General features: G+C 52.8%; 12 protein-coding genes and 1 tRNA gene. 3 read left to right on the forward strand and 10 right to left on the reverse strand.

Features of this window, described 5'->3' with window-relative positions; translation table 11 throughout:
* Positions 1-15: 15 nt before the first annotated feature.
* From rplI to rpsF, 4 genes are read right to left on the reverse strand one after another with little or no spacing between them, the layout of a single operon-like run.
* On the reverse strand, positions 16-462 hold the full coding sequence (gene rplI, locus ACJJIT_RS18100; RefSeq protein WP_444883547.1) for a 50S ribosomal protein L9: 447 nt from the start codon (positions 460-462) through the stop codon (positions 16-18).
* A gap of 37 nt (positions 463-499) precedes the next feature.
* The gene (locus ACJJIT_RS18105; protein WP_444899244.1) at positions 500-1,342 is read right to left on the reverse strand and encodes a hypothetical protein; all 843 of its coding nucleotides are present in this window, start codon (positions 1,340-1,342) and stop codon (positions 500-502) included.
* Between the two features lie 43 nt (positions 1,343-1,385).
* Positions 1,386-1,616: a 30S ribosomal protein S18 gene (rpsR, locus tag ACJJIT_RS18110; RefSeq protein WP_108731487.1), complete on the reverse strand. Its 231-nt coding sequence runs from the start codon at positions 1,614-1,616 to the stop codon at positions 1,386-1,388.
* Between the two features lie 12 nt (positions 1,617-1,628).
* On the reverse strand, positions 1,629-2,072 hold the full coding sequence (gene rpsF, locus ACJJIT_RS18115; RefSeq protein ID WP_252084250.1) for a 30S ribosomal protein S6: 444 nt from the start codon (positions 2,070-2,072) through the stop codon (positions 1,629-1,631).
* Between the two features lie 335 nt (positions 2,073-2,407).
* On the opposite strand from rpsF, the gene ACJJIT_RS18120 reads away from it, so the two are divergent.
* Together ACJJIT_RS18120 and ACJJIT_RS18125 are read left to right on the forward strand one after the other, a co-directional pair.
* Positions 2,408-3,238, forward strand: coding sequence for an alpha/beta fold hydrolase (locus ACJJIT_RS18120; protein ID WP_444899245.1), 831 nt, complete (start codon positions 2,408-2,410; stop codon positions 3,236-3,238).
* Between the two features lie 230 nt (positions 3,239-3,468).
* Positions 3,469-4,275 carry an isocitrate lyase/PEP mutase family protein gene (locus tag ACJJIT_RS18125; RefSeq protein ID WP_444899246.1) on the forward strand — a complete coding sequence of 269 codons (807 nt, stop codon included), beginning with the start codon at positions 3,469-3,471 and terminating at the stop codon, positions 4,273-4,275.
* Between the two features lie 114 nt (positions 4,276-4,389).
* Here ACJJIT_RS18125 and ACJJIT_RS18130 read toward each other — a convergent pair whose 3' ends face one another.
* From ACJJIT_RS18130 to rnr, 6 genes are all read right to left on the reverse strand, one after another.
* Positions 4,390-5,700: a tetratricopeptide repeat protein gene (locus ACJJIT_RS18130; protein WP_444899247.1), complete on the reverse strand. Its 1,311-nt coding sequence runs from the start codon at positions 5,698-5,700 to the stop codon at positions 4,390-4,392.
* 51 nt (positions 5,701-5,751) lie between these two features.
* Complete coding sequence (locus tag ACJJIT_RS18135; RefSeq protein ID WP_444899248.1) at positions 5,752-6,297, reverse strand: hypothetical protein; 546 nt, start codon at positions 6,295-6,297, stop codon at positions 5,752-5,754.
* 60 nt (positions 6,298-6,357) lie between these two features.
* Positions 6,358-6,930, reverse strand: coding sequence for a hypothetical protein (locus ACJJIT_RS18140; RefSeq protein ID WP_444899249.1), 573 nt, complete (start codon positions 6,928-6,930; stop codon positions 6,358-6,360).
* Positions 6,931-6,948: 18 nt separating this feature from the next.
* Positions 6,949-7,503 carry an RNA polymerase sigma factor gene (locus ACJJIT_RS18145; RefSeq protein ID WP_444899250.1) on the reverse strand — a complete coding sequence of 185 codons (555 nt, stop codon included), beginning with the start codon at positions 7,501-7,503 and terminating at the stop codon, positions 6,949-6,951.
* Positions 7,504-7,729: 226 nt separating this feature from the next.
* The gene (gene rlmB, locus ACJJIT_RS18150) at positions 7,730-8,485 is read right to left on the reverse strand and encodes a 23S rRNA (guanosine(2251)-2'-O)-methyltransferase RlmB (RefSeq protein ID WP_252084243.1); all 756 of its coding nucleotides are present in this window, start codon (positions 8,483-8,485) and stop codon (positions 7,730-7,732) included.
* A gap of 12 nt (positions 8,486-8,497) precedes the next feature.
* On the reverse strand, positions 8,498-11,227 hold the full coding sequence (gene rnr, locus ACJJIT_RS18155) for a ribonuclease R (RefSeq protein ID WP_444899251.1): 2,730 nt from the start codon (positions 11,225-11,227) through the stop codon (positions 8,498-8,500).
* 242 nt (positions 11,228-11,469) lie between these two features.
* Between rnr and ACJJIT_RS18160 the strand changes: the two genes are divergently transcribed.
* A tRNA-Leu gene (locus ACJJIT_RS18160) sits at positions 11,470-11,556 on the forward strand.
* Positions 11,557-11,585: the final 29 nt, after the last annotated feature.

An 11,585-nucleotide genomic window follows, 5' to 3' on the forward strand; every position in this document is an offset into this window, starting at 1 on the left:
CTTGTCGGCAAAACCTTACTCGGCTTCGATAACGACTTTAACTACAGCAGTCACGTCGGAGTGCAGCTGTACGTCTACTTCGTACTCGCCCACTTCGCGCAGAGCGCCTTCCGGCAGCTTCACTTCAGCCTTGGCTACTTCAACACCGCCAGCAGTGATTGCGTCTGCGATATCGCGAGTGCCGATAGAGCCGAACAGTTTGCCTTCGTCGCCAGCGTTGGCAGCGATGGTTACAGCCAGGTCGGCCAGCTTGGTAGCGCGGCTCTCAGCTTCTGCCATTTTGGCAGCTGCAGCGGCTTCCAGTTCAGCGCGCTTGGCTTCGAACTCAGCAACATTGGCTGCGGTAGCCGGAATTGCCTTACCAGTAGGCAGCAGGAAGTTGCGGCCGAAACCGGCTTTAACCTCAACGCGATCACCCACGTTGCCCAGTTTGCCTACTTTATCGAGCAGAATAACTTCCATCTCGGTTTCCTCAATTTCTGTATTGTGCAGAGCGCGCCTACTTTGCGGAGCGCCCGCGAATATCTATCCAGCTATCTACCAGAGCCAAACCACACAGGAATCCAGCCAGGGGCAAGCCACCAATCACCAGCATCACGTACATCGCCACCAGGGGACCAATCCCCCAACCGCGACTGGCGACTAGCCAGTGAATAAGGGCGATACCTGCAACCACCATGGGGAAGGCGATCACTGCGCCCCAGAAGGCGTAACCCGGGGTCACCAGGCTCACCACCCACAGCAGCATACTCAGTGCCGCCAGCCATACCGGCATACGCAACTGGTGAAACTCCTGGCGGAAACCGCCGGGGTTGTACAGCAGCGCCTGCCAGTAGCGCCCCAGAACCAAAGCCAGTGTGGCGCTCATCGCCGATATCAGGCTCAGATATCCAGTGATCTGCAATTCGCCTGAGAACACCTGCTTCAGTTCTTCCATCGGAACCGTATTGGGCTGCTCTGCCGCTCTTTCGAGCGCTTGCATAAAGCCCTGGAGCAAACCGCCGCTGAAGGCAGAGGTGAGCAAAATACCCACCGCCGAGGCCGCTGTTAAAGTGAACAATGCGGCGACCCATGAACGGCTACTGCGCAGTGCCACGGCGCCGCAGAATACTGCGGCAAAGTGGCCGGCGGAAATACCGGTCACCAGTGGTGGTACATGACCGCTCATGCCCATAACAACGATCGGCAACAGTGCCCAGGCCAAAACCATCAGGCCTTCACTGCTGCCGCGGCGCAAACTCACTAGAGCGAGGATTGCCGGGCTTATCAGCGGTATCCCCACCATAGTGAGGATCACCGCCCGCACGCGCCCGCGCATAATAAACTCAGCTACGGCGCGCATAGTTAGATAGCTTCTCTATTAATGAGTCTAAGCAAACTGCGGCTTAGGCTTCGTGGCTGTCCGTGTACGGCAGCAGGGCCAGGTAACGCGCGCGCTTGACCGCGGAGGCCAGCTGACGCTGATACTTGGCTTTGGTACCGGTGATACGGCTTGGAACAATCTTGCCAGTCTCAGAGATGTAGGCTTTCAGGGTATCGAGATCTTTGTAGTCGATACGCTTAACACCTTCGGCGGTGAAACGGCAGAACTTGCGACGACGGAAAAAACGTGCCATCTGATAATCCCCTTACTCTTCGCTTTCAGCGTTATCGGAAGAAGCTTCTGCGGCGTCAGAAGAGGACTGCTCTTCTTCAGCGCGCTCGCGACGCTCGGTGCGCTCTGCACGGGCAGCTTTGCGCTCACGGCTTTCTTTTTCCGCTTTCATGATCGGGCTCTCGTCGGTGATCGCCTCATCTTCACGGATTACCAGATTACGGATAACCGCATCGTTGTAACGGAAGTTGGTGGTCAGCTCTTCCAGAGCTTCTTCGGTGCACTCAACATTCATCAGAATGTAGTGGGCTTTGTGGATCTTGTTGATCGGGTAAGCCAGACGGCGACGGCCCCAGTCTTCCAGACGGTGTACTTCACCGCCAGTGTCCTTGATGGCAGCGGTGTAACGCTCCACCATGCCGGGTACCTGCTCGCTCTGGTCCGGATGAACCAGGAATACAATTTCGTAATGACGCATTTTAGCTCCTTACGGGTTAATCAGCCTTCCGGACAGCCCGGTAAGGCAAGGAGTACAACGGGCGCGGATAGACCGAGCCCATTGCGGGCGGCGTATTCTAGGCAGTTGCGGGATTGCTTGCAAGTTGATCAATTATTTGAGGGCAGTGTCTTCTCCAGCTCGGGGACAAGTGAACTAATTATTCCAACTGCTCCCTCAGCCACCCGTTCCACCCTGGGCCTTAGTCCAACGAAACCCTGCCTTTGTGTAGATTCAGCCACTGAACTGCGCGTTCTGGTCATGGGTTTGTGGCAGCGAGCTGGCATATAGTGCCTCCCTCTGTAGGGAGAAGTACCATGCCCCAAGAAACGCACAACCTTAGCTTTGGCGCCTTCCAGGTGCCCGTCACCACCGTTCGCAACGGCGAAGGCCCACTAGTCCTGGTGATTCCCGCCATGGGCGTTCCCGCCAATCGCTACCATCTTTTGTTGAAGGAATTACAGCGACTCGGCTACAGCACCGCCATCACCGAACTGCCGGGAACCGGCGAAAGCCTGCCAAGACCCAACCGCAATGCCGACTACGGCTACGATGACCTGGTATTTGCCTTTATCCCGCAACTACTGGCACTGCTGGAAGAGTCCTTCCCCGCAGGCCCGGCCCTGATTCTCGGCCACAGTATCGGCGGCCAAACCAGCACCCTCGCGGCCCGTGCCGGCCTGACCGGCAATGCCAGGGTTGTCACCATCGCCTCCGGCCATGTAGATCACCGCAGCTGGAGCGGACTGCACAGGTACGCCATTTTACTTTTTGCCTCAATAGTGAGTGTCACCTCGAGTCTGCTCGGCTATTTCCCTGGCGCACGCATGGGTTTTGGCTGGCGTGAAGCGCGCAAACTGATGAAAGACTGGGCCCGCTCTATTTTCAGTGGGCGCTTCGCTCCAGAAAAACGCTTTGGAAAACACAAGCCCAACAGCCAACCCACTCTTCATATCGCCCTGGCCGGAGATCCCTTTGCACCAGTAAAGGCTGCGCGCAAACTGGCTGCTATCGTAGATGGCGAGACCCGTGAGATGGCTGCCACCTATCCGAAAGGCAACCCCCACCTAAGCTGGATAAAAAATCCACGCCCGATTATCGCCGAGGTGGACAACTGGTTGACTCAGCACCCGGCCGGCTCTTACTGAGTGGATACAGGTCTTGGCGCCATCCAAAGTATGGCGCCAAGGCAGCGGATATCTTCAAGTGCTCAACCCCTAGTTTTCTACTAATCCTTTTAATTTCTGCCGCAGTAATACCCTCATACACAGTAACGCCTACTCTGTTCACTTCCGTTTTTGGCCAGAAGTTAGAAAAGGCTCGAAGTAATTTTCTACCCCAATCACTCGATCAATAAATCGTCGCATGGGGAAATTTAATGGCCATTAATTACTTCGAACAATTCAACGCTTTGCATGAAGGCAGCCAACTCTTAGTCCTTCCTAATATCTGGGATGCCGCTAGCGCACAGCTCTGCCAAGCAGCCGGCGCTCCCGCCTTAGCTACCAGTAGCGCCGCTGTGGCCTGGTCACTGGGTTATGCCGATGGCAGCAGCATGCCAATATCGGAACACCTGAGCGCCGTTAAGCGCATTTTGCGGGTTTCCCGCGTCCCGATATCCATTGATATTGAGGATGGCTACAGCTCTGATCCCAGGCAAGTCGCCGAGCTAGTAAAAACTTTATGTGATCTTGGCATAGTCGGTATCAATATCGAAGATGGCAAGGAAAGCCCACAACTGCTGCGTGAAAAAATCCTGGCTATTCGCTCCACGTTAAAGGCGCGACCCTTTTTTATTAATGCGCGGACCGATATTTACCTGAACAGTGCTGAGAACAGCCAGGATCCACTGAAAGAAGTGATGCAAAGGTTGTCCGATTACCGGGAGGCCGGTGCCAACGGAGGATTTATTCCTGGTTTAACCTCCCTGGCGGACGCACAAAAGCTAACACAAGAAGTTAGTATGCCACTCAATCTAATGCTGCTAGCCGGTATGGAAGAGCCCGCCCATTTCTGGAGAGCCGGAATTCGTAGGCTAAGCTGGGGACCTGCTTTATTTCAATCGACTTATGCGCTTTATAGCAACATGACCAATAAGTTATTCCAAGAAAAATATCCAAAACAAATCTTTGAACACAGTTTGGACTATAACTATCTAAATAACCTGGGCGCCAATATCCAATAAAAAAGATCAATAATCTCGAAAAGTAATAACTTAAACTTCTCAATACTCACTATAAATTTTCAGATGCGCTTGGGGGAGCCATCCTTGCCCCCAAGCGATTTAATAGTTCAGCTATCAAAAACTATAACCGACCCCTAAACTATATTCACTTTTGTCGTAAGTATAGAAATCCCGATTCTCCTCATTTTCAATATATTGGTACTTCCCATTAACATGGAGATTTGGGGTAATACGAAGCTTTGCTCCTAACCAGGATCTCATTCGATCGGATTCCCTAAAATAGAGATCCACATCGCCTTGGCTATCGGTAATACGATTGCTTTCGTTATAGAGGCTACTGCGATACTCCACCCCTGTGGATATATTCCATCTTGGTGAAGGTATCCAAACCAGGGTGCCTCCAAGAGTATGACGAGCAGGTGAATAGCTATAATAATCCCCCTCTGCTTTCTCCTGCCCTTCACGATCGTTGTAATCGAATCGATAAAACAACTTCGCCTCGGTCGAAAATAATGAACGCTGCCAACTCAAGTCAAAGTACTGACGCCAGCCATCCAAATAAGCATAATCCTCGCCACCAAAGTAGTAACCTGGGCTATAGGAAAAAACAATTCTGGAGCGCCCCCAATTCCCTGAAACTTTACCCAACAGCCGTGCTTGCTGTGTGACAGGCTCCCCCCCCAAGGTCACCATTTCGACGGCAAATCCCATCTCTGCAGTCCAACCAAACAGGCGGCGATCATGGAATAATCCCGCCCTGGCGCTGGCTAGATCGAGATTGTCATATTCCTTGTATTTGCGCCCAAATCCGTAACCTTGCACCCGCCAGCCACTCCCAGCAGTTCCCTTGAGGCGGTATTGACCCCAGGCAAACAGCTCGGCGTAATTGTCATCCCCAATCGAGGCTTCTTCCAGTAGTTCATTTTGCAACGCATAGGCGTTGTCATCATTGCCCACCGTCAGGCTGACAGTGGCCAGCCAGGGTTTCTCACGCTCGCCGCGATGATCCTCTGCCAATAAGCGCAGACGGCGCGCAGCCATGTCCCGCAGCTTTTCTGTAGCCGCCCCTGCTCGCACAATACGGTAATGTTTAAGTGCGACCAATTCTCGATCACTTCGCTCTGCGGCAATGGCCAAGTTATAACGGGCCAAATCCTTCCAGCGGGCATTATTCAGGAGGCCGAGAAAATATATCGTGGCCTCCGAATAACGCTCTAGTTTCATCAAGGTAACGCCAATGTTATACCTGAGCTTTGCAGAGTTATTGCCAGACTCACGCTCAATTTCAAAGTACTTAAGCGCCCTACGGTATTTTCCCTGCTTGAAAGCCTCCGTAGCCTCACTGAAGAACTCTGCAGCTATTGATACTGGTGATATCAACACCAACAGCGTAATTAGCACTATTCCGATTCGCCCATTTCGCACTGTGGATTACCTCTAAACATTCCCTGTCATAAATTTTGCAATGCCAATTAATTAGGCATCTGGCCCATCGGGTAAATTGTCCTGAGCCTGCTCAAACATTCCATCAAGCTCCATAGAAATCTGGTCGCGAATATCCGCAGGTAGACTAGAAAGAATATCCTGCATCACTTGCTCGATAACGCCTTGTATATCTGCACCGTTCATCGCACTCTTAACGGCCTCTTCGATACTTTCCCTGGCTACTTCAGCGGTGCGCAGAGCTTCCTCCCTGGCCGCTTCTGCTGAGAGACGCGCATTGGCAATCAACTCCTGGTGGCGTGTGAGGGCCTCACGCATCCTTGCTTCAATTTCCTCACTATGTTCGGCTCCCTGCCCAGTAGCCGCTACTGCTTCCATTACCGCCGCGATGGTTTCCTCAGCCACCTCCTGCATATCCGGCGGAAGCTCTATGTTGTTCACCACATCTTGCGCATCCTGCCCCTCCTCAACCACAGTGAGAGTGACATCCAGGTCTTCTGGTGCCTCCTGCGCCAATAAAGGGCCGCTATACATAACTGCTGCAGCGACACCCGCCGCCAATAATCTCTGTTTCCACATCGCTTGGTTACCTCTAGGTTGTGACAAAAATTGCTATCGAACCCTACATTGCGGCCGGCTTCACAAGTGCGTTAATCGTTGACGCAGTCGCTTGCTCACCCCACCGTATTCCACTTCGATCAATATCTCCCCCGTGCTATTTTCACCGAGGATTTTCACCGGCAACGACAAGCGATTACTTCCTGCAGCAATATCCGTTTGCCATTGCAACACCTGACTGCTCGCATAACCATCAAGTTGCATATTTTCCGGTAAGACGACCCTGATTAGTGCCCCCGGCATCCGGCGACTGCTGTGCAGTAAAAGGTGCACTGGCCGCCTGATAGTGCCTTCGACATCTTGCTGCGCATAACCAGCCCCAACATCCATCGGGGTATCTTTTAAGAATGTCAGTATCACTCCCAATGTCACGACCACGAAGAAACCCGCAGCTACAGCCAACTGTCCCACTCGCCGGTATTCGTCAAAAAATAATTTTGATAAAGAAGGCGATTGACTGCTTTCCTGCCCAATGAGGACAGACTTTAAGATACGCTCTTCCAAGTCATCGCCAGGGTTCTCAACCGGCAGGGCGCGGAGCTGGTGACGTAACAACATCTCACTGGAAAAATCTTCAGCGTCATATTTCAGCATTGGCTTTTCCTCTGATTACTAACACGGATGACCCTCGCTAATAGTTCCCTCACTGAGCAATTTTTTTAATTTTTTATGGGCACGATGTAGGCGTGATTTCACCGTGCCCACACTTATGCCCAAAATATCTGCCACCTCTAGCAGGGAGTACCCCTCTACATCGTGCAGCAATACCGTATCGCGCCAGTCGACCTCTAGTTTCGATAGCGCCTGCAGTAAAATGCGCTGCATTTCCACCTGAGAAGAAAGTCCCTTCTCTGGCGTGCCGCTTGCCACCGTCTCCCAATCAACCTCTTCATCAATGGGGGAGCTTCGGCGTCGGCGGTAGAGATCCACATAGCGGTGATAGAGCACCTTGATTAACCAGGGACCTAAGCGCTGAATTTTTTCCAGTGCTACAGATCGCGTCAGCAGGCTTGCCAAAACATCCTGTACCAGGTCCTCAGCCTCCTCGCGATTCCCTGTCCAGCGAAAGGCCATACGATAAAGTTGGCGAATATGTGGATGTATCAACTCAGCAAAACGAGCATTACGCGATCGTCGTCGCAGTAATTTTTGGGGCCAGGCGTACAAACCGCTACTCCCGGATATCAAAGGAAAGTTACCCGCAAATTTTTCACCTGCGGCGTGAAATAGAAAGCTGCACAGTAAAATTGCTGTGTGACAGTGGAAAAAATCTAGCAGTGAATAGTAGAAATAGAGGGGAAAAAGAGGTTTGCGTGTGAAGCGCTACGCCGAGATACTGCAAGTCCCGGCATCAGTAATCACCAGGACTTACAAATCAAAAAAAAGGAATAAATCAGGCGCTGCGCTGACGCACCGCTTCAAATAGACAAACACCGGTGGCAACAGACACATTCAGGCTGCTGACTTCACCGGCCATCGGAATTTTAATTAAATGATCACAGTGCTCCCGGGTTAATCGGCGCAGGCCACTGCCTTCGGCACCCATCACTAAAGCCATAGGACCCGTCAACTGAGACTGGTAGACATCCTGAGTAGCCTCTCCTGCCGCACCAAAAATCCACACTCCAGCCTGCTGTAACTGCTGTAGGGTACGCGCGAGGTTGGTCACCGTAACAAAGGGTAAAACCTCAGCCGCACCACAGGCCACCTTGCGGGCTGTCGGGGTCAAACCTGCGGATTTATCCTTGGGCGCAATCACCGCGTGCACACCGGCAGCCTCCGCTGAGCGCAAGCAGGCACCCAAATTATGGGGATCGGTCACGCCATCCAGGACCAAGAGAAATGGCGCCTCACCTTTCTGGTCCAGCTTTTCGAGCATGCCAAACAGAAATTTCTCATCCAGAACCTGGGTTTTACTCGCACAAAGAGCGATTACCCCCTGGTGATTAGCGCCCTCTTCCACCTTATCATCCAGAGTGCGACGGTCGACAAAACGCAGTGCGATATCATTTTTTTCCGCCTGCTGAATAATTTTTTGCAAGCGCTGGTCTTTGCGCCCACGCAATAGCATCAACTCCTGCACATTTTGTGGGGAACCCTTTAACAAAGCCTGCACCGCGTGCAGGCCATATACCAATTCTTGGCTCAACTTATGCCTCGATCACTTTTTCTTTTTACTGGTAGAAGAAGCTTTCTTCTTCTTTTTAACTTTGCCGCTACGCGTTTTGGCCTTTTCTGCTTTCTGTGCAGCCTTGCGCGCAGCTACCGCTGGGCGTTTACCGCCTTTGCGCGTGGGAGTGCGCTTGCTTCCGCGACGCTTTGCCGGCGCCTCAGTTTTTTGCTTGTCGGCATCCTCGCTTGATTTTTTCTTGCTCGTACTGGGCTTATCCTCCGTCAGCTCTCCGACAGGTACCGCTTCTTTGGAGCCGACCTTACGTTTGCGAATAGGCGCTACTTCCGCTGAGGTTTCTGCGCGCTTTCCCCAGGGGCTGGTATGTGATTTACGGCTGCTGTCTTTTTTCTGCTTGCTGCGTCGCTCCCGCTCCAATTGATGCTCCACAGCCATTTCCATCGCGCGGGCACTGACATTAGTCGTTTCTTTCTTAGCACGGGAGGCTTTTTGACGCGGCACCAATTCCTCGAGGATAAAATCTACTTTGCGCTCTTCAAGATCGACCCGCGCCACCTGAACGCTAACTGAGTCACCGAGGTGGTAGCGTTTACCACTGCGTTCGCCGATTAAACGCTGGTGCGCCTGTTCAAAGCGGTAATAGTCTTTTGGCAGCGCGGTCACATGGATCAACCCCTCAACAAAAAGGTCATTAAGCTCGACAAATAAACCGAACCCCGTTACCGCACTGATTACGCCGGAATAAACCTCACCCACATGGTCCTGCAGATATTCGCACTTGAGCCAGCTAACCACATCGCGGGTAGCATCGTCAGCACGACGTTCGGTCATGGAACACTGTTCGCCAAGCTGTAACATCGCCGACATATCGTAGGGCAGTATCTGCTGTCGATCGATAGGTCTGGCGCCCGGCACGCTGTACACCTTCTGCACCACTGCGGCTTCATTGGCACTGCCATTGCGAATTAGCCAGCGCAGGGCACGATGCAACAGCAAATCGGGATAGCGGCGAATGGGCGAGGTGAAATGGGCATAGGCGCGATAATCCAAACCAAAGTGGCCGCGATTTTCCGGCTGATAGACCGCCTGATTCATGGAACGCAGTAACATCACTTGAATTATATGGGCATCCGCACGGCCCTCGACCTGCTCCAGTAACGCCTGAAAATCCGCGGGCTGTGGCTCGGAGCCACCGGGCAGTCGCAATCCCAGCTCACCGAGGTACTCGCGCAAGTTGCTGAGTTTTTCTTCTTTCGGGGCATCGTGCACGCGATAGAGAGCCGGTAATTCCGACAGCTCCATTAAATCCGCCGCACAAACATTGGCCGCCAACATGCACTCTTCGATCAGTTTGTGCGCATCATTGCGGGTAACCGGCACTATGCGCTCAATTTTGCGTTCGCTGTCAAACAGAATACGGGTTTCGGTGGTTTCAAAATCTATCGCCCCACGCCGATCGCGGGCACTGCGCAACGCCAGGTACAAATCGTGCAAATTATCCAGATGTGGAACCAGTGCGGCGAGCTGCTTACGCAGACCACTATCGCGATTGTCCCGCTCTTCTAATACCTGCCCTACCTGGGTATAAGTCAGACGCGCATGACTGCGCATCAAACCTTCAAAGAAACGGTAATCGGTAATTTCACCGCTGCGATCAATGTGCATCTCGCACACCATACAAAGGCGGTCGACCTCCGGATTTAATGAGCAGAGCCCATTAGACAATTTCTCCGGCAGCATAGGCACGACAAAGTCGGGAAAATAAACCGAGTTGCCACGGCTGTGGGCCTCCTCATCGAGCACCGAGCCGGGGCGCACATAGTGAGACACATCGGCAATGGCTACCAGCAGCTTCCAACTATTGTCGGGCAAAAGCTCACAGTAAACTGCATCATCAAAATCGCGGGCATCCTCACCATCAATAGTGACCAGGGGTAATTGGCGCAAGTCAACCCGCGCTTTTTTATCCTCTTCCAGCACTTCATCGGCAATGGCATCCACTTCCGTCTGTAAGGCCGCGGGCCAGATATGGGGGATGCCATAGTTGCGGATCGCGACATCGATCTCCATGCCCGGTGCCAAATGATCGCCGAGCACTTCCAGCACTTCCCCCTGAGGTACGCGGTCACGCCCAGGTTGTGTGACAATTTTTACCACGACATATTGGCCGTGTTCAGCACCGGCGGCATCTTCTGCCGCTACCATCACATCAAGGTTCACGCGGGGGTTATCGGGCCGCACAAAACAGATACCATTTTCCCGGTAAAGGCGCCCAGCCAGCTGTTCGGTATTGTGCTTGATTACCCGAACCACGGCACCTTCACGCTTGCCGCGAAAGCCGCCGGGAGTCTCCCGCACCAGCACCTCATCACCGTCAAAGACTTTGCGCATTTGTCGATGGGACAAAAATAAATCGCCGTCACCATCCGTGGGCACAACGAAACCAAAACCGTCGCGGTGGCCAATAACGCGGCCACGAACCAGGCTCATTTTGTCCAGCACACCAAAATCACCGGAGCGATTGCTGGCAATCTGGCCATCTCGGGACATGGCGATTAGGCGTCGGCGCACCCCTTCACGCCGGTCTTCATCTTCTAATTCAAGAAGGTCGGCAACAAATTCCCAGGGCACCGGTTCCGCCTGCTGCTCCAAAAGTTGCAGCAAATATTCTCGGCTGGGGATAGGCTTTTCATATTTTTCCGCCTCTCGCTGGGCATGAGGGTCAGCGTTGAGGGGGCCTGAAGTATTTTTGTGTGTCAAAACAGCATCCGTTGTTGAGATAACCGCCCATTGAGGCGGCTTCCGGAGGTTATCCGGTCAAAGGCAGACGGCGGAGGTAGAGAGTTTTTGTTCAATGTTTCGCCGCTGTTGAACGCATTATAAGCGATTTCAGCACATTTCCAGACCTTTGGGTAAAATGTTGAAATAAGCGCTAAGAAACCGTTGACACTCCCCCTGCAGATCTCTATAGTTCGCGTCCTCAACGGAGCACACGTTGATTTGCCCAGGTGGCGGAATTGGTAGACGCGCTAGCTTCAGGTGCTAGTGACCTAACGGTCGTGGAGGTTCAAGTCCTCTCCTGGGCACCAATTCCAAAAGGCTGACTCGAAAGAGTCGG

Source organism: Microbulbifer mixtoriginis (SeqCode) (genome assembly GCF_052467515.1).

What these genes read in the sequence shown, in the direction of transcription:
- rpsF (WP_252084250.1), bottom strand. Translation starts at nt 2,072, where the DNA reads ATGCGTCATTACGAAATTGTATTCCTGGTTCATCCGGACCAGAGCGAG.
- rpsR (WP_108731487.1), bottom strand. Translation starts at nt 1,616, where the DNA reads ATGGCACGTTTTTTCCGTCGTCGCAAGTTCTGCCGTTTCACCGCCGAA.
- ACJJIT_RS18105 (WP_444899244.1), bottom strand. Translation starts at nt 1,342, where the DNA reads ATGCGCGCCGTAGCTGAGTTTATTATGCGCGGGCGCGTGCGGGCGGTG.
- ACJJIT_RS18140 (WP_444899249.1), bottom strand. Translation starts at nt 6,930, where the DNA reads ATGCTGAAATATGACGCTGAAGATTTTTCCAGTGAGATGTTGTTACGT.
- rplI (WP_444883547.1), bottom strand. Translation starts at nt 462, where the DNA reads ATGGAAGTTATTCTGCTCGATAAAGTAGGCAAACTGGGCAACGTGGGT.
- ACJJIT_RS18120 (WP_444899245.1), top strand. Translation starts at nt 2,408, where the DNA reads ATGCCCCAAGAAACGCACAACCTTAGCTTTGGCGCCTTCCAGGTGCCC.
- ACJJIT_RS18125 (WP_444899246.1), top strand. Translation starts at nt 3,469, where the DNA reads ATGGCCATTAATTACTTCGAACAATTCAACGCTTTGCATGAAGGCAGC.
- ACJJIT_RS18135 (WP_444899248.1), bottom strand. Translation starts at nt 6,297, where the DNA reads ATGTGGAAACAGAGATTATTGGCGGCGGGTGTCGCTGCAGCAGTTATG.